Origin of the sequence: Myceligenerans crystallogenes (assembly GCF_039529775.1) — a bacterium.
Lineage (GTDB): Bacteria > Actinomycetota > Actinomycetes > Actinomycetales > Cellulomonadaceae > Myceligenerans > Myceligenerans crystallogenes.
This window is the reverse complement of sequence record NZ_BAAANL010000006.1, coordinates 201,793-221,071: the sequence shown is the minus strand read 5'-3', so window position 1 is coordinate 221,071 and position 19,279 is coordinate 201,793. Positions and strand designations below refer to the sequence as shown.

Sequence of the window (19,279 nt, the reverse complement as noted above, 5' to 3'; positions counted from 1 at the left end):
GGTTTGCTATGGTAATTTCTCCACCCAGCCAATCGAGGAATATTTTGTTCCGTTCCAACATGGAAGAAGGCAATGATGTACAGAACGTTCGTGCGCCCGGCTTCGAGCCAGGGCTGGTCGACGGCTGATTGGGTCGAGTGGGTGAGGGCCGAAGGTCTCCTGCTGGACGTGCGTCCAGACATTCCAGGTGGCGTCTGTGATACCTGCTGGGGCGGTACGGGAGTCCGATCCGAGTTGCCGCTATTGGTGGAGGATAGTGCTGGCCGTAAGGTGGTTGAGTTGCGGAAGGTCCGGTGGCCTCGCTGCTACAACTGTAATGAATACGGCGTGCTCGATGGGGTGTTGGCGATTTCGTACAGCACGCATGACCGTCTTGAGTCTGCGATCTGGTACGCCAAGAACGACGGCCCCGTGAATAGGTGGCTCAATCTGCCGTTAGGATCGCTGCTCCATGAGTTTCTTCGTATGCACTTACTATGTATGGAACGTGTTTGGGGGCGCATCGACTTCATAACACCTCTTCCATCTCACCCGGAGACTCGCGATGGCTGGGATCATCTCAAGCACCTCGTAGACTGTGTGCCACGCGCGGTTGCAGATCGCTGGACCTTTACGCTCTTGGAGAAGACGGAGCCCGTCCGGGCCCGGTCGCATCGGGCCGACCCGATCGATGGCCTCTTCCGTATTGTGCCTAACAGTGCGTCACTGGTTGGCAAGCGTGTATTGCTCGTTGATGACACGTTCACCAGTGGTAGCACGCTGCGATCGGCGGGGCGAGAGATCGTCGCGGCAGGTGGGAAGCCTCCGATCGCGTTGACGATCGGCAGGCAGGTGCGTTCCGATAATTTTGGGGCCCATATCGTCGATGACGCCATGGTGCGCACGCCGCTGTTCGACCTTGGGAGGTGTGGGGTACACAACCGAACAACAGTTCGGTAACGGTCCGGAGCTCTCTTGGCAATGGTCCGCTGTAGCTTGGCTTCGTCACCCCTAAGGTGGACCCATGGTACCCAACGATGATGAGACCGTAGCTCTTCTTGCGCTCCTGCATGAGCGCAAGAAGAGCTGGGGTCATATCGCGTCGACCGTGGTGCTCGAAGGTAGTGCCGTTGCAGTGCGCGGGCAGTCCGACGAAGCCCTGTTCGATCTTGGCCCGGCCGACGACGGTCTGGAGCGAGCGCGGGCCGAACTGGAGTCGTGGACTGCCCGTGGTCTTCGGCTGGTTACCGTGCTCGACGCCCGATACCCCCAGCAGCTCCTCGACATCCGTGAGACGCCGCCCTTCCTGTTCTTCGAGGGTGCGCTCCGAAGTGACGACCCAGGGATGTCTGTCGTCGGTTCGCGCGGAGCGTCCGCGGAAGGGATCCGGCTGGCGGCTCGGATCGCCGAGTTCTTGGTCTCGCAGGAACTGACCGTGATCAGTGGCCTTGCGGCCGGGGTCGACACCGCTGCGCACCGCGCTGCTCTGGATGCAGGAGGACGGACCGTGGCCTTCATCGGTACGGGCATCACCAAGTCCTACCCGGCTGCCAACGCGGCACTGCAGCGCGAGATCGCCGAGCGAGGGCTCGTGTTGTCCCAGTTCTTCCCCGAGGCTGCGCCGTCCAAGCAGTCGTTCCCCATGCGGAACGCTTCGATGTCCGGGTACGGGCTGGCCACGATCGTCGTCGAGGCGAACGAGCACAGCGGGACGAGGATCCAGGCTCGTCTGGCAGGACAGCACGGACGGCCTGTCATTCTGACCGATTCCGTCGTCAGGACGACCACCTGGGGCGCGGAACTCAACGGGCAGCCGGGCGTCTACGTCGTGTCCTCGCTTGATGAGCTCGGTGAGGCGGTCCACGACATCCGTGAGCAGCCGAAGAGAGCGGACAAGGCGCTTGCTGCCCTGATGAGTGCGTGAGCCGCCGGATCCCGGAGACGGTCGAACCCGTCGCGGACTACCTGCGCACGGCGCACGGCAGACATCTCCAGAATGCCGTCTTCGAGACGCGAAAGACCTGCTCGGTATGCGCCAAGCCGCTCAACCACTCCGTCGACGTCAGGTGCCACGAGTGCGAGCAGCACGCGAGGTCCGGGGTGCCGCTGGCTGACCGCGTGGGCGTGCTCGTCTACGCCGAGGAGTACGACTCGCAGAGCTACAAGGTGGTTCACCAGTACAAGAGCTCGAACCCTGGCCGCGAGGTCAAGCGCGTGATGGAGATGCTGGTCGCACTCGGGCTCCGCGGACATATCGAGTGCGTCATGAACTTGTCCGGAAGGTCGATCGGGTGGGCCGTCCTGCCGTCGTCGAAAGGACGCACCCGGCTCGGCGAGATCGTCAGGAGTATCGCGCGGCGACCTGACGGCGAGGTGCGGCTCGCGGTTTCGCCAGACTTCCAGAGGCGTCGCCTGCGGCCGGAGAATTTCGTCGTCAAATCGGCAGACGTCCCGCAGCACGTGTTGCTCGTGGATGATTCCTGGGTGAGCGGGTCGAACGCACAATCTGCGGCCGCTGCCCTCAAGCGGGCCGGCGCGGTCGAGGTGTCCGTCTTCACGGTGGCTCGCATCCTCGATCCGGGCTACGGAGCCACCAGCCGGTTCCTCAAGACCCACGGGCGCCCGGCGTTCGACCCGGTCAAGTGCCCGTGGACCGGCGGTGCGTGCCCAGATCCGTTACGCCCGTAGGTGCTGTGCAGCGGGTTCCGTCCTGATGCTTCCGCTATCGTGCGGTGCGTGCCGGACCTATCCCGCCCCGTGCTGTTCCTGGATGTGGACGGCACGCTGCTGCCGTTCGGAGGTCCCGGCATGCTTGCGGTGGCGCGCGGTTCAGCCGAGCAGAACGGCCCACGCCCGGAACTGGACCTCATCGACCCGACGCTGGGGCAGGGGTCGCGCCGACGATGCCGGCGACGTCGTCCGGCAGCGGGTACGGCAGCTCGGGCGGGAGCATCGCCCCGACGACGCCGGGGTCCGTCGAGAGCAGGGCGCGCCAGTCGCGGACGTCGTCGGTGATGTCCTCGATGCCGACGATCCAGCGGCTCACGTAGGCGTCGACGGCGCTCCCGCTCAGCCCGACCTGCAGCGACCGGTGGGGGAGCGGCGCGCCGGACGGCGTCCGCTCCGGGTCCCACTGCACGCGCACCTCGGTCTCGCGCTTGCGGGCTTCCCAGGCCGCGGCGTCGTCGTACATCGTGCGGTCGAAGTGGGACAGGCACGCGCCGGCGAGGGCCTCGTGGAAGCCGTCGCGTGTGATGCGGACCGCCAGGACGCGCTCCTGCCCGGGCTTGGACGCCCAGCCGGAGCGGTACATCATCCAGAGGAACGACGGCTTGATCCATGTCATCCGCTCGCGCTTGAACGGCGCGACGAACGTGCCCGCCGCGACCGCGGCCCCGGCGATCTCGGGCGGGTAGGCCTGGTAGACGACGATTGTGGTGTCGTCGAACACGGCACGGACCTGCCGCTGCGGAATGTCTGGCACGGGCGCGACGGTAGCGATGGGCCGGGGCCGGGCGCCATCGATTTCCCCCGGAGTTCGCCGGCCGGCGGAGCGCTCGGCGCGCGAACCTCGCGGCCGGGGACGATGTCTCTATCGTGCTCCTATGCACGCACCTCCCCAGGCCGCCGTCCCGCCGTACGACCCGCCCGCCCAGGACCTCGTGGCGGAACTCCGCACCCATGCGGCCGAGACCCGCGGCCAGGACCGTCAGTTCCACGATCGCCTGGACGGCCTGCTCCCGCGTTTGTCCGACGTCCGCATCCTCCGCGACGTCCTCGCCGAGGACGCAGCGGACGACGACGCCGATCGCCGCGTCGCCGGCCACCTGCGGACCCCCGCCGGCGGCGCGCGGGCCGCCGAGCACGCCCACCGCTGGTGGCCACTGTTCGCCGAGCGCCCGGACCTCCTCGCGGAGTTCCTGGGCGACGACGTCGACGGCTATCCCACCGGGGCCCCGGGCCTCCGCCCGGAGCCCGGCCCGCTCGGCTATCTCGACTACGACCGCTGGGTCGACAGCCCCGCGGTCGCCCTGACCGTCCTCGAGCAGTTCCCGGTGGCCCCGGAGGCGCTCGTCGCCAGGCTCACCGCCCTCGCCGTCGGGCGCACCCGGTACCGTCACGCCGCACGGCGTGCGCTGGCCACGCATCCGCGCGCCGCCGAGCTCGCGCGGAAGGGCCTGTCCGACGACGACGCCTCCGTGCGGGCGTCGGCCGCGGAGTGGCTGGCTGCGCTGGGCGACACTGATGTCCCCGCGCCGGAGCCCGGCTGGGAACTGCCCGCCGCGGTGCCGGGACCCGTCCGGGGGCTGCCGCGCGCCGTCGTCGGGCACATCGACCTGTTCCTGCAGGAATCGACCCTGCAGGGGATCCCGCGGGCCGACGTCGAGCGCTGGCTCGCGCTCGCGCGGCCTGACGTGCGGCTCGGGGCCGGGTGGGACGGGCCGGTCGCGGCGCGGCTGGGCAGCCCGCTGATGCTGCCGGCGGACGCGTCGGTGCCCGCCACCGTGCACGACGACGGCGACGTCCGGGAGCACCAGCTCCTGGCGACGATCGACCTGTCGGCGATCCCGCCGGGGGCCACCGACCTCCCGCTCCCGCCGGACGGGCACCTGCTGCTGTGCGCCAACCCCGACCTGGAGATCTACCCGGAGGGGTCGGCGGTGTACGTGCCGGCGGGTGCGCCGGTCGTCGAACGCCAGACGAACTACGACTGGGAGCCGTACGAGTACGACACGCCCGAAGACCTTGACGAGGACCTGCGCCGCGCGGGCGAGCTGCGGGTGGGCCACGGGTACACGCTGCCGGACGTCACGAAGGAACTCCGGGCCGTGCACCCGCGGGCCGAGGAGATCATGTATGTGTGGGACGGCATCCCGGACACCGTCGGACCGGCGGGTGGCAGCGGGGAGTGGCGTCTCGGCGGCCACGCGTTCGACCACGAGGGGTGGGGCGACCCGGCGGCGAGGTCGGCCGCGCTTCACGAGCAGACCGGGCGGTCCGAGCCGGGGGACTGGGTGCTGCTGGCGCAGTGGGACGGGCTGCCGATGGCGTCGGTGTACTGGACGATCACGCGGGAGGACCTGGCGGAGCGGCGGTTCGATCGGGTGGAGGTTTGTATGTACTCGAACCCGTGAGCGGCGTTTGGGCCGTGCGCTCGGTGGAGCGCGCGGCCTTGCCACGGAACGACACAGGATTGCGCCACTTGAACCGGGCGTCTCGGTCAGGATTCGTCACGACGACTGAATACGCTGCGGCTCCTCAGGCTGCGTCTGGCTCGAGCGCGTTCAGGAGCTCGTTCCAAGGGAAGGTCTCAGCGGCAGCGTCGCCAGACTGATGAGGCTCGTCCGGACCGATCACGACGTGCAGACCCCAGCTTCGCAGGCGCTCAAGGGTCGCGGCGTAGGTCGGGTGCTTCGCGAACTTCTCGTTGACCTACGGGCCGACGACGATCGGAATCCGCCTGCCGACCTGTTCCGTCAGACGGGTCAGCACGTAGGTGTCCGCGATGCCCAGAGCGAGCTTCGTCACCGTGTTATAGGAGGCCGGTGCGAGCATGACAGCATCCGGATCCGGGAGTGAATAGCCCACGGTCGTGTGGAAGTCGGTTCGCACCGGGCGCCCGGTCGTCACCTCGATCTGCCGCATCACGTTGGGGAAGATCTCAGCGGTTTGCGCTGTGGCCAGGACGTGCACGTCCCAGCCACGGTCTGCGGCCATCGGCAGGAATCTTGACGGCACCAGTCTTGTCGCACCGGCTGCGCACACGGCGACGTACAGAACGCCTCGGCCCATAGACGTGAGCGTACCGGGCGAGCGATCGCAGTCAGCCGGCGAGCGACGGCCAGCGCACCGTGACGACGACAGAGTCCTTCTCGGCTTGCCATGAGTGGTCGATGCCCGGTCCCCAGACGACGTAATCGCCTTGGCGTTCCAGGACGGTGGAGCCCGTCGTGAGGTCGAGACGGAAGCGGCCGGATACGAGCAGGAGCATCGTGGTGCGTTGGTCGTCCGCGGTCCATTCGGGCCGTTGTTGTCCGGCGGGGTGGATGCCCCACTTGACCTCGAGGTGGTCGGACTGCCGGACGGTCGAACCGGGTGTCTGGGGTGCGATGAAGTGACCGAGGAGCCAGCCGCGGTGCTGGTCGGCGTCGTCGTTGGCGTTTCCCGAGTACCAGTTGTCACTCATCGCGGCTCCAGCTCGATCATTGGTAGGTCGATACGGTCGTCACCGGTCCGGTGCAGGCGGCGGATGCCTTGAAGCAGCGCGAACAGTCCTTCGCCGCTCCATGACGGGTCGTGCGCGAGTGTATCCACGACCAAGGCGTCCTTCGAGGAGTAGCGTCGTAGGGCGTGTGACTCCCAGTTGGCTTCAATCTGCCCGCCGAACTGCTCCCACCATGTCTCGTCCTCAATGACGATGAGACCGGCGAACTCGTAGTTCCCGTTGACCATGTTGAACCCGATACCGGTGCATTCCGTCCGCCAGGTCTGCCCGCCGTCGTGTCTGGTGAGCCAGGCCATCGGCGCGGACAGGTGGTCGGGATGCATCGGGTCGGCGTGCCGGGATTCGCCGATCGTGGAGTCGACATCCTTCCGCCCGAAGAGCTCTTCCTCCAGTTCACGCATGATCGTCGCGCCAATCGTCGCGTCGCCGGCGACGTCGTTCAGGGGACCGTGGAAGCCCTTAGGGATGACCGCGAGCTGGCGTCGTGCGTTGAGAACCTTGTCCGAGCGCTCCTGGACGAGCAGGAGATAGTCGTTGCCTCCTCGCGAGGACTTCGGCCGGGCGATTGCTGTGAGCGCAAGTGCTCCACCGACGCAGAGCCGCGAGCCGACCTCAGTCGTACGAGTTTCCGTTACGGGAAACCGCACCAAACACAGAGTACGCCGTCATCGCCTGCTTAGGAGGGGCGCAGGCACAGCAGATTGCTGGCGCCACCGGACGGACTTTCGTCGGTCTCAACAACCTGATTTGTTATTCTGTAGAAACTAGCTGACCTGTGATCCGATCAGTTGCTTGCTACAGAGGCCATCTTTCGCGATCGCTGATCTGCCGAAGGCCACCGTTCTGGCGCCGCTCCCAATGCGAGTCAGCGGTGTCAGTGAATTGGACGACGATTTCTCCAAGGTGGCCTGGATGATTGCGAGGCTCATGGTCGTCACGTTCTCCGGGACCGAGCGCGTCAAGCGTTCGTAGCGGACTACGAGTGGCCTGGTTCGGTGGGCTTCCCCAAAGTTGGACCCGGACGTTGAAGACGGGCTGGGCCGACCCGTTGACGATACTCAGGATCCGGATTTCGAGCGGTGGAAGCCCGTTATCAGCGTCAAGTTCGCTTACGTTCCCGAGGCGCGAGTGCTGCCAGGCGGCTACGCTTCTAGCTTGAGCCTCCCTTCGGTCGCGATCCAAGGTATCTTGACGAGCGTGCTCGCGATCGTGCATAGCCTGCTCTCGTTGTTCTGCAGCCTGACGATCCCTGCGTTCAAACGAGTAAAGCAGCACTGCGACTACCACGGCCAGAAGTGATCCCAAGCCGCTGACCCACTCACCAACAGTGCCCAATTGCATCTGCATTGCGATGTTCATCGTTCTCAGCTCGTAATCGTAGGGTGGAAGTAGTCGTAAAGACCAGCATCAATGGGGACCTCAAAACGGAGGTGCATCCGAACCACAGAGGCCCGCTTCCCATCCTTGCCAGCCATGGTCGTCTGCTCAGCGTCATGGGCATGGGCTCGGCCGAGGTAGTAGTAGTTCCGGCCCTCAGTGTCGTCCTTCTTGACGAAAACATGGATCTCCACCTCGTTAGCGACGATGGCAGCTTCCTGATCGCCGTTGAGGGTGGTTCGGTTCCTCGTGTACCAGAGCATCGTTGTTGGGTCGAGAATTTGGTCTTCGTAAGCCGTAGTGGCGGTGATGTCCGAGGCCTTGTGCAGGGTGACGAAGACTGGGCACGCGCCTGAGTCGAGGTCGGCCTTGTAACCCATGAAGATCGACTTCCACGCGCGTGGGAGGCACAGCATGCGGGCTACGTCGTCGCGCGTGTATTGGAGACCGCGAGTGAATGGCTTGGAGGGATCGTATCTGTCGCGAACGAGGGTAGAGCCAGTTTTGAGGAGGTCATCGACCTCTTCCGAGAAGGTCGATGAAGCGCGGTAGGCATTGAGGACTTCTGGCGCGAGGGCGATGCCAGCATCCGTTCGGTTGACTGGGGGATCGCCGTACTTCTTCAGATCCGCGCTGTGGTGTGTGTCGAGTGTGAGGCTGTCGGCGACGCTCCGCACAATTTGGTCCGATGTTGGCAAGTTAGTTTCACGCAGAAGTGCCTCGATGCGTGCCCACGAGAGGGTGCCTTCTCGGAGTAGACCCTTTAGCAGAACGAATTCGTGCGGTCGCTTAGAGGCGAGGACTTCCTGGGAGAAGACCTGGAGCGCGCGGTCCTCGGCAGGTGTGAGGTTCACGTTGACCCTGAGAAGTGACTTCAGCAGCCGTGGATAGGTGCCGTCGATGGTTGCGAGCACCACGGGGTCTGCCGACTCGAAGCGATAGAAATCCCAGAGTCGCGGGACACCGCCTACTCGATTCTGCATCGCGACGACAGCGTCGCGCAGCTTGCGTTTCGTGACGAGGTTCGTCGTGGAGATCGAGGTCAGGACGCGTTCCTGTGCGAGCTTGTCGAATCGGACGCTCGACAGCCCGGGCAGGACTCCAGATTCCTCGGCGGCGATGAGTTCCTGTCGGAGTGACTCTTTGTTCAGCGAGTTATCGCCGAAGAGGGCGATCGGGATCAGGTAGTTGGTGGCGTAGTTGCCGATGAAGTCGATGACGACGAGGTAGTCCTTGCCGGGTGCCTTGCGTAGCCCGCGGCCTAGCTGCTGGACGAAGACGATTGCGGACTGGGTCTGGCGCAGCATGACGACTTGGTTGACCGGCGGGATATCGACGCCTTCGTTGAAGACGTCGACGGTGAGGATGTAGTCAAGATCCCCGGCGACGAGACGTTCGACCATCTGCTCACGGCGCTCGGTCGAGTCCCTGCCGCTCAGGGCGACGGTTCGGAGTGGCTTTTCATGCAGGAGCTCTTCGTTAAGCGCGTCCGAGAGGGCGTGGGCTTCGTCGACGCTGCTACAAAAGATGAGGCCGCAGGGCTTGACTCCGGCTTGGCCATACAGCTCGAGCTTATCGATGAGGTGCGCAACCCGTGCTGGGGAGATCAGGTGAGGCAGTCCGGTCTCTGCGGTGACCGTCGTGCCATCATCGAAGGTGGCGTCCGTGATCCCGTAGTAGTGGAACGGGGCCAGCATGTCCTCTTCGAGAGCGTGCTGGAGCCGGATCTCGTACGGGACCACGTAGTTGAACAGCTCGAAGACGTTGAACCCGTCGCTGCGCTCGGGTGTTGCCGTCATGCCGAGCGTAAACGCCGGGGTGAAGTAGTCAAGGACTCGCCGGTGGGAGGGAGATCCACACCGATGGGCCTCGTCGAAGACGACGTAATCGAATGAGTCGCGGTCGAACGTTTCCAAGGCACCGGGCCGAGACAACGTCTGCACGGTGGCGAAGATGTACCGAGCGTTAGGGCGCTTCTGGCTGCCACTGAACTTTCCGTAGTCCGAGACATCCCCACCGAGTACTCGCTGGTACTCGACTATCGTCCGGTCCAGGATCTGCTCGCGGTGGACGACGAACAGCAGTCGCTGGGGATCCACGGCCCGGACGTCGAGGGCGGACAGGATCGTCTTTCCGGTGCCTGTTGCGGAAATGATCAGAGCGCGCGGCGCGCTTCCGGATCGAGCGAGGGCAATTTGATTGAGTGCGTCCTGCTGCATCCGATTCGGGGTGATGGTGGGCGGCAGCACTGCTGTAATTGTCTGCTCGACGGCGCCCACCGTAGCTTCGACCGCGTCCGGGTCGGGCTCGACGACGTCATACGGTGTGAATGGTTCTGTCTGCGAGGGCACTGGCATGAACGGCGCGAGTCGCTTGGGTCGAGCGTGCGGCGGAACATAGGTTTCCGCATACTTGGTGATCCACTCACGGCTGAGGGGCACAGAATCTCTGACCTGATCCTGCACCAGCGTCGCAAGCTGGCGCCCGAGGTCACTTTCACGGAGCGCAGAGACTTTGAGGTTCCACTCATGATTCTTGACGAGTGCACTCTCCGTCAGATTCGAACTGCCGACCATGGTGGTGACGGTCCGAGCGTGCTCGAAAATGTAGCCTTTTGGATGGAACGCCTCGGCCCCATGGAGGCGAACGTCGATCTTCAGCCGGGTCAGGTTGTACAGTTCGGCGAACGCCTCTGGCGAGTTGAAGCCCAGGTAGTTCGAGGTGATGATGCGCCCCTCGCCCTCAAATTCTGCCAGTTCCTGCTTCAGCAGGGCGATCGCTCGGGGCGTCACGAACGCCACAGAGAAGGTAAACTCCTCACACTTGGCGATCTGTTCGCGAAGGATCCGAAGCACCGACGTGCCGGGGGTGTTCAGAATGAGCTTTGGGTTGTGCTTTTGCGGCGCTGAATCGATGGGACCGAGGTAGCCATACTGGAGGTCCTGCGTGAATCCGTCTGTCCCCCAGGCCAATTCCGGGTTATCTGGGTTCATGCGGCGAAGTCGTTCATGATCTGCTTCACGGTGGGGATGTCTGCCGGAGCCCACTCCAGAGAGTCGAGTTCTGACGACGGCAGCCACCGCACGTCCGCGTGCTCGGTGAGCTGTGGGGCGCCATCGATCAGCGTGCACCACAGCGTCGTGAGGTCAACCACGGCGAAGTCGTACTCATGCGCGACTGTGACGACCTCGTCGCCGACCTCGACAGTGCAGCGCAGCTCTTCTCGAATTTCGCGCTCAAGCGCCTGCCTGGCTGTCTCGCCGGGCTCGATCTTGCCGCCGGGGAACTCCCAGAGGCCAGCGAGCGTCCCTTGTGGACCACGTTGCGCACAGAGGATGAGACCGTCTCGCACGATTACCGCGCCAACGACCGCGACTTGCTTCTTCATACTGCCCCCGGATCAGTTCGTCATCGATCCCGGTCAGCTTAGGGCGTCACCTGCACCGATGGTGACCAGGCGACGGGTGAATGCGTCTCACCAGCCGCCATGCTGCCTCTGGTGTGTCGTGCGTGAGTCGGGTCGAGGAAGGGTCGCGCCGTCCAGTTCAGCTCTCGGTTGTGACGAGCCCCGCGAGCCGCTCCTGACTGGCCCGCGCGAACTCCGGAAACGTCTCCCAGTAGTACGGAATCGCAACAGCGCACATCACCACCACCCACCCCCGCGCCCGCTGCCACGCGTCGTCAACGTCGGCCATCCCGTCGGTAGCGATCTCCCGGAACGCACCCCGCGCCCCGTCGTCCCACCCATGCGTCCACGCAGGCCACAGATCAACCGCAGAATCACCCACCCCCACCGCACCCCAGTCGATGACGCCGGTCAGCCTGCCGTCATCGACGAGCATGTTCCCGGGCAGCAGATCCCCGTGGATCCAGCTCCGTACCGCAGGCGGCGCCGCCGACACCGCATCCCGCCACACCCGCAGCACCGCCCGCTGATCGATCCGGTCCCCACACTCCTCGATCGCCCGCACGACCTCCTCGTCCCGGCAGCCGAGCAGCCCACCGCGGGCGTCGTCGGCCTTCAACGGTCCGTCCGCCGGAGCCACGGCGCGCAGCGCCGCCACGAATCCGCCGAGCTGCGTCGCAACGGCGATCGGGTCGTCGCCCGATGGCGTCGGTGGACGCCCGGGTAGCCACGGCACCACCGACCAGCGGAACGGATAGCCGAGGCCCGGCTCGCCGACGGCGAGCGGGGCCGGCACCGCGACCGGCAGATGCGGGGCGAGCCGGGGGAGCCAGCGCCAGTCGGACGTCGCCTGATCGGCGGCCCAGGCGACCTTGGGCATCCGGACCAGGAACTCGGCACCGAGCCGAAAGAGACGATGATCGGTGCCACCCGCCGGTCCCGCGGTGACGGGCAGGTCCGCGAGGCGCGGGAACTGCGCGGCGACGAGCTCACGCACCAGGCCAGGGTCGGAGGCGACTTCGTCGTCGTGCATCGGCATGGCCCAAGAATCGAATGGACCGACGGGTCCGGGCAAAGGATTTCTCGCCGCCGCCTCCGCCACTACGCCCGCCGCCGGGCCCCAGATGCGTCGGCCGATTCCCGCCGGAGTTCGACCAGGCCCTTTGGTGTGATCGTTCCTGCGGCCGCTCGACCTGGGCTGCCGCGGACCGTCACGAAAGGACCTGAAGTGAAGATCGCGCTCGTCACCGGTGCCAACAAGGGAATCGGGCTGGCCACGGCCCGGCGTCTGGGACGTGAGGGTGACCATCACGTCGTCGTCGCGGCCCGGAACGCCGACGCCGGTGCGGAAGCCGCCGGGAAGCTCGCCGCCGAAGGGCTCCATGCCACCAGCCTCACGATGGACGTGACCGATCCCGCGTCGGTGGCGGCAGCCGCCGCCCAGGTCGCCGAGCGATTCGGCCGCCTCGACGTCCTCGTCAACAACGCGGGCATCCTCCCGGAGGCGACGAACACCTCCCCGAAGGAGGTCCTTGACCTGCGGATGTTCGAGCAGACGTACGCCACGAACGTCCTCGGCCCGGTCGCCGTCGTCGAGGCCTTTCTGCCCCTGCTCCGCAAGAGCCCGGCCGGCCGGATCGTGAACGTCTCGAGCGCCGTCGGATCGCTCGCGCACCAGACCGACCCGGATTCCCCCTGGTACGGCATGGTGGTCCCGGCCTACCAGTCGTCCAAGGCGGCGCTCAACGCGATCACGATCGTGCTCGCCAAGGCGCTCGCCGACACGCCGATCAAGGTGACGTCGGTGTGCCCCGGCTGGGTCCAGACCGATCTCGCGCCCGGGAACCGCGAGCAGGCGCCGGTCACGCCCGACGAGGCCGCCGACGTCGTCCACCGCGCCGCTACCCTCGACGCGGCCGACCCGTCAGGCACCTTCATCGACGCGGCCGGCCCCGTGCGCTGGTGAGCGGCGCCGGGCGGCGCTTCCTTTAGTGGAGCGACCGCTCTATTATTTGCGCATGACGACGACGCGCCTCCGCCAGTCACCCGTGGTCGCCCTGATCCTCGTCGGCGGAGGCGCCGTCGTCGGCGTGCTGCTCGGCCTCTTCGGCCCCGCGCTCGCGCGCGGGCTCGCCGGCTTGATCGAGCGCACGCCCTTCCCGGTCCACAGCCTGGTCGAGCGCCTGGCCGCGCTCGACCAGACCTGGTCGCTCCCGCTCCTCGGCGGTGCCGGACTGCTCGGCGGCATCTTCCTTGCTGTGGTCGCCGCCGAGTCCGCCGAGCTCGAGGTGGCCCGTGACCACCTCGAACACCGCCAGGAGAAGCGTGAGACCTGGGTCGAGCGCGCGGGTGCCGAGGCGCTGTTCCGCGACGGCAAGGACCTGATCGTGCTCGGGCCGCGCGGCGAGCTCCGGGCACGGCTCGACATCACCGACCTGTCCCGCACCAGGATCGACCAGGCCCTGGCCGCCGACGGCTGGCCGCTGCGCGACGCCGATCCGTACGACGCCGCCTTCGAACCCTGGACCGACGGCCGCCCCGGCTTCACCCCGGACGAGCACGCCCTCCTGCGCGACCGCCGCGAGGCCCGCAAGAAGAAGGGCGAGCGCCGCGCCGCGGACGAGGCCCTCGCCGCGGCGGGCCTGGTCGCCCGGGACCGCGGCGACCGCCTCCAGGTGCGCCGGGTTCGTACGGCCAGGCCGGCCGAGCCCGCCAAGCCGGCTGAAGCGGACGCCCGTGGCACGAACCGTTGATCCCGCCCGCCACGAGCACCGGCGGCTCGTCATCGTCGACGCGGCCCTGACCGTCTTCGCGGCGCACGGGTTCGACGGCGCGACGACGGCGACGATCTGCCGGCGAGCAGGGATCGGCTCGGGAACGCTGTTCCACTACTTCCCGACGAAGCTGTCGATCCTGCTGGGCATCCTGGAGTACGGCACGCGCGAGGTACGGGAGTCGGCCGCGCGGTGGGACGGCCGCCAGGACTCGCTGGGCGTGCTCCTGGAGATTGTCGCCCGCAGCGCCGACGAGGCGGCGGACCCGCGTATGCCCGGCTTCGTCCACGCGACGGCCGGGGTGATGCACCTCCCGGAGGTCGCCGCGGCCCTCGAGGTCGACGCCGGGGCCCAGCGGGCCTGCCTCCGACCCTGGGTGGAACGGGGCCAGGCCGCGGGCGAGATCCGCACCGACCTGGAGCCGGCCCGGATCGTCGCCTGGCTGATGCTCTTCATGGACGGCTACCTCGAACGCGTGGCCCTCGAACCGGGCTTCACCGCCGCCGGCGAGAAGAACCTCCTGATCGCCACCGCGAAGGAATTCCTGGTACCCCGCTGAGGCGTCGCGGTGGCATGTCAGTGTCTCCTGGCATGCTCGGCTCATGTCCGTTGAAGCAGGGACGACGCCGGTCGAGGCCGTGCGATCCGTCGATGAACTCGTGCAGGCCGTCGCGGCCGGAGCCGCGGTCAAGTACCTCCCGTTCTGGGGCCATCAGCCCCACCCGGACGGCCGGCTCGGCACCGGTTGCCTGAGTCAGTGGTGGCCGTCGGAGTTCGCGGTGGACGGCATCACCTACGCGACCGCCGAGCACTGGATGATGGCGGAGAAGGCGCGCCTGTTCGGCGACCGTGACGCGGAACGCCAGGCGATCGACGCCCCGAACCCGGCGCTCGCGAAGGCCGCGGGCCGGTTGGTCCGGGAGTTCGACGACGCCGTCTGGGCCGAGGCCAGGTTCGAGATCGTGGTGCGCGGCAACGTTCACAAGTTCGGCTCGGACCCCGGACGTCGCGACTACCTGCTGCGCACCGGCGACCGCGTCCTGGTCGAGGCGAGCCCACGCGACCGCGTCTGGGGCATCGGCATGGGCGCCAGGAACGAGAACGTGGAGCACCCGGCCGCATGGCGTGGCCTCAACCTGCTCGGCTTCGCCCTCATGGAAGCCCGCACCAGGCTACGAGCGGCCCCGTCAGGGGACTGATGCCCGACGACGCCGGGTGCCCGGCAGCGCCTGCTCGGCCGCGCGCATCGTCGGGCATCGTCCGGGAACGCTCAGTGGGTCACCTTCAGCCCCACGACGCAGCCGACGATCCCCGCGATCAGCAGGAGGCGCACCACGGAGAAGGGCTCGTCGCCGGTCAGCATCGCGTAGCCCACGGTCAGCGCGGCGCCCACACCGACCCACACGGCGTACGCCGTGCCGACCGGCAGGTCGCGCATCGCATAGGCGAGACCGGCCATGCTCGCGACGAGCGCCAGTGCGAAGACGACGGTGGGCGCGGGCCGGGACAGACCTTCCGAGCGGCCGAGCGCCGTCGCCCAGACGGCCTCGAGAACACCGGACAGCACCAGAACGAACCATGACATGACGGGCTCCCTCGATGTCGTCTTGTCGCGCGCCGGGTACGACACCCCTCGTCCGGGAGCCCGCTCGGGCTCTGGTGCCATGCTCTCACACGGGCGCGGGCACCTCACGGGCGCCACCGACGACGATGAAGGCCCTGGTCAGGAAGCCGAAGTCGCGCCGTCGTCCAATTCGCGTGACCTCCCGGCCGCCCGCGCGGCAGGATGGCGCCTCATGGAGACGGTGACGTTGTGGCGGCCCACGGGGCCGCAGGAGCTGGCGCTGGTGGAGGCCTCGGGCTGGCGGGCGTGGCCGCCGCGCCTGGCCGACCAGCCGATCTTCTACCCGGTGCTGAACGAGGACTACGCCACCCGCATCGCCCGGGACTGGAACGTCAGGCACTCCGGCGCGGGCTTCGTCACGCGGTTCGACGTCGCCAGGTCGTTCCTGGACGGCTACGAGGTCCAGCAGGTCGGCGGCGAGACGATCCTGGAGTACTGGATCCCCGCCGAGCACCTCGACGCCCTCAACGCGAACATCGTCGGCCGCATCGAGGTCACCGCGGAGTTCCGGGCGGAGGGCCGGTGAGCGCCGTCGGCCCCGACTGGGTGGAGCACCGGCGCGAGGACGGCGAACTCCTCGGCTGGATCCGCCCGCACGACGACGCCTGGGTCGCGATCTCGCTCCTCGGCCGGGAGGTCTCGCCCCCGGTCGAGTGGCTCGACGCGGAGGAAGCCCTGGAGGCCCTCGGCCTCGCGTGGCTGGCGAACGCCTGGGTCCTGGAACGCCCGGACGCCCCGGCCGTAAGGGTCCGGCTGGTGGACGTCCGCCCGGGCCAGGTGGTGGTCCAGACCGACGACTTCGGCGCGATCGACGTCCCCGTCACCCGGATCGCCCTGCCCTGGCCCGCCCCGCCGGAACTCCGGCCCGCCACCCCGGACGACGCCGTCGTCTTCGGGATGTCGTGAGCGGCGCCGGCGCGAGGGCCGCGCAAGATACCGGCCCGCCCGGACACAGGGCGGGCATGAGCCTGTTCGTGAGAATGTCCCGGGGTGCGGGCTGCGCCCTGCTCGTGGTGGCGGCGGCGGCGTCGTGCAGCACGGGCGAGGCCGGCGGCCTCGACCCCGAGGTGGTGGCCGACGACGCCCGCCAGGCGCGGCAGCGCTGGGACGACGGCGGTCCGGCGGACTACACCTTCCGGCTCGGGTCGTGGTGCGGCAACCGGGCGCTGATCGGCAGGTACGACGTGACGGTGACCGGCGGCAGGGTGACCGAGGTGGAACAGGTGCCCGGCGAGACCGCCTTCCTCGACGGCCCGCGGGAGTACCGGGAGGCGGGCGGCACCACGATCGACGGGATCCTCGACCGGATCGAGGAGCGCGCGGGCGAGGTCACCGAGGTGTCGTACGACGAGCGCCTCGGCTACCCGGTCAAGGTCTTCCTCGACCCGATCCCCGAGGCGATCGACGACGAGGAGTGCTACGAGATCACCCGCGTCGCCGCCGTCGGGGACTGACCTGACGGCCGCCCGGTCAGGCCTTCCCCAGCCTCCGCAGCGCGTCCCCGTCCAGCCGCCGGGTGTGCCACTCGTCCATCGGCTGCGACCCCAGCGACTCGTAGAAGGCGATCGCTGGCTCGTTCCAGTTCAGCACCACCCATTCGAGCCGCGTCCAGCCGCGCTCCACGCAGATCTGCGCGAGCCGCGTCAGCAGGCCCTTGCCCGCGCCGCCCCCACGGTGCTCCGGGTCGACGAACAGGTCCTCCAGCCAGATCCCGTTCCGCCCCGTCCAGGTCGAGAACGTCGGGTACCAGACGGCCATCCCGATGACGGTCCCGTCGTTCTCCGCGATCAGCGCGTGCGTCGTCGGCGCGCCGTCGTCGGGGAACAGGGCCCGGGCGAAGTCGTCGAGGGTCGCCTCGACGGCGTCGGGCTCGCGCTCGTACTCGGCGAGCGCATGGACGAGGCGCAGGATCTCGGGCAGGTCGGCGGGGGCGGCGTCGCGGATCACGGTCACGGACGTGAGGGTACGACGACGTCGCCCGGCGCGCGCAAGCGAGGGTCGAGCTGGACAGGGTCGTCTACGCTGGCCGGGTACCGTGAGGGGGCGCGCGACGGCGTCGTCGGGCGTGGTTCGCGGGAGATCTGGTCCGTGGTGACGAGAGGGAGCTGGTCGGGATGACTGCACGGCGCGTCGGCATCATCTGGAACCCGTCCAAGACGAGCAGGGAGGACCTCGAGGGAGCGCTCGAGGGGGCGTCGTCGTCGGACCTGGACACCGTCTGGTTCGAGACGTCCCAGGACGACCCCGGTCAGGGAGCCGCGGCAGCGGCGATCGAGGCGGGCGCCGACGTGATCGTCGTCGCGGGCGGGGACGGCACGGTCCGTGCGGTCGCGGAGCATCTGGGGGAGTCCGGCACGACGACGCCGCTCGGGATCGTGCCGCTCGGCACCGGGAACCTGCTCGCCCGGAATCTCGGCGTCCCGATCGGTGACCTCGGGGCCGCGGTCACCAGGGCGCTCACGTCCGAGCCGCGGACGATCGACCTCGGGTGGCTCGAGATCGAGCTCGGCGGCCGGAGCGAGCGTCACGCGTTCGCCGTTCTCGCCGGCTTCGGCCTCGACGCGCACATGATCACCGAGACGGACGACGACCTCAAGAAGAAGGCGGGCTGGCTCGCGTACGTCGAGTCGCTGGGGCGCGCGGTGGAGGCCAGCGACAACCTCGACGTGAGCGTTGTCGTCGACGGCGCGGAACCGGTCCAGGAGCACGTGCACACGCTCCTGGTCGGCAACTGCGGGACGCTGCAGGGCGGCGTCAACCTGCTGCCCGACGCCGACCCCGGTGACGGCGAGCTGGACCTCCTGGTGCTGCGCGCGTCCGACGCCGCCGGGTGGGCCGACACCCTGCGCAACATGGTCTGGGACAACGGCATCATGCGGTTCGCCACGGGCGCGTCCCGGGCCGAGAGCAGCGACAGCATCGACCACGCCCGGCTGACGAGCCTGGAACTGGAGCTGTCGGAGCCGAGGGTCTTCGAGATCGACGGCGAGGACCTGGGCGAGACGACCCGGCTGAGCGTCACGATCCAGCCGGGCGCGGTGCGCGTGCTCTGATCAGGGCCGCTGCTCGAGGACGGCGCCGATCGTGCTGGTGGCGTCGATCCACCAGGCCAGGCGGTGGTTGATTCGTTCTGCGGTGTCGACGATTCTGGTGTACTCAGCGGTGAGGTCCAGTGCGATGACAGGTTCCCAGTGGGCGATTCGGTTGCGGAGCTTCCTGATCGCGTCGATCTCGTCGAACAGTCGTTGCCTGCGCGTGTTCCGGAAGACCTGCGACAGGCATGGCTGCCACAGGGATCGGTTGTACGAGTTGGCCAGGAGGGAGCACCAGAAGCCCAGGGGTAACTCGGCGACGACCCTGTCGACGGTCACGGTGTGGCCGTTGGCGCGGACAGCCGATTCGGCCTGTCGGATCTTCGACAGGCTTCCAGGGCTGAGCAGACCCGGCCTTTCGTACCAGGCCATGCTGCGGGTGCCGAAGTGCCTGGTGAGCGCGTCATGCATCGTGTTGCGCAGTGCGACCTCGAAGTAGTGGATGGACGAGAACATGGCGAGTGAGGCGTTCAGGTTCCACCGGTAGAGGGCGACGGCACGGTCCAGGTCCCCCGCGCATGCGCCGGAGTACGTGCTGAGCCGAGGGGACGAGAGCAGGTTCAGCATGGTCGTGCGGACCGGTGCATAGATCGACAAGACGGAGTCCTTGTTGCAGTCGCGTAGGAACAGGGTCGTGCGCTAGGCTTCTCTGCGAGAGCCCCGGGAATCACGGCGTACCCACCTCGGTGAGGGAAACCCCCCGGGGCCTTTGACGTACTCGGACCCGCGCTCTATCTCTAGTATTCCGTATGTTTGGCGGTTGTGCCTCAGGAACGAGCGACGGAGGTCCCGTCGCGCGAC

The 19,279-nt window shown here is 67.6% G+C and carries 21 protein-coding genes and 1 riboswitch; of the genes, 11 read left to right on the top strand and 10 right to left on the bottom strand.

The features are described 5' to 3' along the window. Nucleotides 1–1,003 precede the first annotated feature (1,003 nt). The gene (locus tag ABD208_RS15555; RefSeq protein WP_344104578.1) at nucleotides 1,004–1,903 is read left to right on the top strand and encodes a DNA-processing protein DprA; all 900 of its coding nucleotides are present in this window, start codon (nucleotides 1,004–1,006) and stop codon (nucleotides 1,901–1,903) included. Between the two features lie 194 nt (nucleotides 1,904–2,097). Continuing rightward, nucleotides 2,098–2,667 (top strand): hypothetical protein, encoded by a 570-nt coding sequence (locus ABD208_RS15550; protein WP_344104576.1) that lies wholly within the window; start codon nucleotides 2,098–2,100, stop codon nucleotides 2,665–2,667. A 178-nt stretch (nucleotides 2,668–2,845) separates the two neighbouring features. Here ABD208_RS15550 and ABD208_RS15545 read toward each other — a convergent pair whose 3' ends face one another. Beyond that, a complete protein-coding gene (locus ABD208_RS15545; RefSeq protein WP_344104574.1) occupies nucleotides 2,846–3,463 on the bottom strand; it encodes a DUF4291 domain-containing protein in 618 nt (205 codons plus the stop codon). A 121-nt stretch (nucleotides 3,464–3,584) separates the two neighbouring features. Here ABD208_RS15545 and ABD208_RS15540 point away from each other — a divergent pair, with 121 nt between their 5' ends. Further along, entirely contained in the window at nucleotides 3,585–5,114 is a 1,530-nt protein-coding gene (locus tag ABD208_RS15540; RefSeq protein WP_344104572.1) for a hypothetical protein, read from the top strand. A 298-nt stretch (nucleotides 5,115–5,412) separates the two neighbouring features. Here the strand turns inward: ABD208_RS15540 and ABD208_RS15535 are convergent, their stop codons facing one another. The 6 genes from ABD208_RS15535 to ABD208_RS15510 form a co-directional block, all read right to left on the bottom strand. Further along, the gene (locus ABD208_RS15535) at nucleotides 5,413–5,772 is read right to left on the bottom strand and encodes a flavoprotein (protein ID WP_344104570.1); all 360 of its coding nucleotides are present in this window, start codon (nucleotides 5,770–5,772) and stop codon (nucleotides 5,413–5,415) included. 31 nt (nucleotides 5,773–5,803) lie between these two features. Next, nucleotides 5,804–6,166, bottom strand: coding sequence for a signal peptidase I (locus ABD208_RS15530; RefSeq protein WP_344104567.1), 363 nt, complete (start codon nucleotides 6,164–6,166; stop codon nucleotides 5,804–5,806). Beyond that, complete coding sequence (locus ABD208_RS15525) at nucleotides 6,163–6,852, bottom strand: hypothetical protein (protein WP_344104565.1); 690 nt, start codon at nucleotides 6,850–6,852, stop codon at nucleotides 6,163–6,165. The genes ABD208_RS15530 and ABD208_RS15525 overlap by 4 nt, the downstream gene beginning before the upstream one ends. 717 nt (nucleotides 6,853–7,569) lie before the next feature. Next, a complete protein-coding gene (locus tag ABD208_RS15520) occupies nucleotides 7,570–10,575 on the bottom strand; it encodes a DUF3427 domain-containing protein (protein ID WP_344104563.1) in 3,006 nt (1,001 codons plus the stop codon). Continuing rightward, complete coding sequence (locus ABD208_RS15515; protein WP_344104561.1) at nucleotides 10,572–10,970, bottom strand: (deoxy)nucleoside triphosphate pyrophosphohydrolase; 399 nt, start codon at nucleotides 10,968–10,970, stop codon at nucleotides 10,572–10,574. The genes ABD208_RS15520 and ABD208_RS15515 overlap by 4 nt, the downstream gene beginning before the upstream one ends. A 157-nt stretch (nucleotides 10,971–11,127) precedes the next feature. Next, on the bottom strand, nucleotides 11,128–12,027 hold the full coding sequence (locus ABD208_RS15510; protein ID WP_344104559.1) for an aminoglycoside phosphotransferase family protein: 900 nt from the start codon (nucleotides 12,025–12,027) through the stop codon (nucleotides 11,128–11,130). Nucleotides 12,028–12,216: 189 nt separating this feature from the next. On the opposite strand from ABD208_RS15510, the gene ABD208_RS15505 reads away from it, so the two are divergent. Genes ABD208_RS15505 through ybiA form a run of 4 tightly spaced genes read left to right on the top strand, consistent with a single transcriptional unit; the run spans nucleotide 12,217 to nucleotide 14,961 of the window. Then, the gene (locus ABD208_RS15505) at nucleotides 12,217–12,954 is read left to right on the top strand and encodes an SDR family oxidoreductase (RefSeq protein WP_344104557.1); all 738 of its coding nucleotides are present in this window, start codon (nucleotides 12,217–12,219) and stop codon (nucleotides 12,952–12,954) included. A 52-nt stretch (nucleotides 12,955–13,006) separates the two neighbouring features. After that, nucleotides 13,007–13,741, top strand: a complete 735-nt coding sequence (locus ABD208_RS15500) for a YqeB family protein (RefSeq protein ID WP_344104554.1) — start codon at nucleotides 13,007–13,009, stop codon at nucleotides 13,739–13,741. Then, complete coding sequence (locus ABD208_RS15495; RefSeq protein ID WP_344104551.1) at nucleotides 13,725–14,321, top strand: TetR/AcrR family transcriptional regulator; 597 nt, start codon at nucleotides 13,725–13,727, stop codon at nucleotides 14,319–14,321. The genes ABD208_RS15500 and ABD208_RS15495 overlap by 17 nt, the downstream gene beginning before the upstream one ends. A 43-nt stretch (nucleotides 14,322–14,364) precedes the next feature. After that, nucleotides 14,365–14,961, top strand: a complete 597-nt coding sequence (gene ybiA, locus ABD208_RS15490; RefSeq protein ID WP_344104549.1) for a riboflavin biosynthesis intermediates N-glycosidase — start codon at nucleotides 14,365–14,367, stop codon at nucleotides 14,959–14,961. Nucleotides 14,962–15,032: 71 nt separating this feature from the next. Here the strand turns inward: ybiA and ABD208_RS15485 are convergent, their stop codons facing one another. Continuing rightward, nucleotides 15,033–15,347, bottom strand: coding sequence for a DMT family transporter (locus tag ABD208_RS15485; RefSeq protein ID WP_344104547.1), 315 nt, complete (start codon nucleotides 15,345–15,347; stop codon nucleotides 15,033–15,035). Between the two features lie 11 nt (nucleotides 15,348–15,358). After that, a riboswitch (guanidine-III (ykkC-III) riboswitch) is annotated at nucleotides 15,359–15,422 on the bottom strand. A 136-nt stretch (nucleotides 15,423–15,558) separates the two neighbouring features. Here ABD208_RS15485 and ABD208_RS15480 point away from each other — a divergent pair. From ABD208_RS15480 to ABD208_RS15470, 3 genes are read left to right on the top strand one after another with little or no spacing between them, the layout of a single operon-like run. Beyond that, a complete protein-coding gene (locus ABD208_RS15480; RefSeq protein ID WP_344104544.1) occupies nucleotides 15,559–15,912 on the top strand; it encodes a hypothetical protein in 354 nt (117 codons plus the stop codon). Further along, complete coding sequence (locus ABD208_RS15475; RefSeq protein WP_344104541.1) at nucleotides 15,909–16,292, top strand: hypothetical protein; 384 nt, start codon at nucleotides 15,909–15,911, stop codon at nucleotides 16,290–16,292. Before ABD208_RS15480 ends, ABD208_RS15475 begins: the two co-directional genes overlap by 4 nt. A gap of 56 nt (nucleotides 16,293–16,348) precedes the next feature. Continuing rightward, nucleotides 16,349–16,840, top strand: a complete 492-nt coding sequence (locus ABD208_RS15470) for a DUF6174 domain-containing protein (RefSeq protein WP_344104538.1) — start codon at nucleotides 16,349–16,351, stop codon at nucleotides 16,838–16,840. Nucleotides 16,841–16,856: 16 nt separating this feature from the next. Here ABD208_RS15470 and ABD208_RS15465 read toward each other — a convergent pair whose 3' ends face one another. Continuing rightward, nucleotides 16,857–17,510, bottom strand: coding sequence for a GNAT family N-acetyltransferase (locus ABD208_RS15465; protein ID WP_344104535.1), 654 nt, complete (start codon nucleotides 17,508–17,510; stop codon nucleotides 16,857–16,859). Between ABD208_RS15465 and ABD208_RS15460 the strand changes: the two genes are divergently transcribed. Continuing rightward, nucleotides 17,501–18,439 carry a diacylglycerol/lipid kinase family protein gene (locus tag ABD208_RS15460; RefSeq protein WP_344104533.1) on the top strand — a complete coding sequence of 313 codons (939 nt, stop codon included), beginning with the start codon at nucleotides 17,501–17,503 and terminating at the stop codon, nucleotides 18,437–18,439. The genes ABD208_RS15465 and ABD208_RS15460 overlap by 10 nt on opposite strands. On the opposite strand, the gene ABD208_RS15455 is transcribed toward ABD208_RS15460, so the two are convergent. Continuing rightward, nucleotides 18,440–19,075, bottom strand: a complete 636-nt coding sequence (locus tag ABD208_RS15455) for an Abi family protein (protein ID WP_344104531.1) — start codon at nucleotides 19,073–19,075, stop codon at nucleotides 18,440–18,442. Between the last annotated feature and the right edge of the window lie 204 nt (nucleotides 19,076–19,279).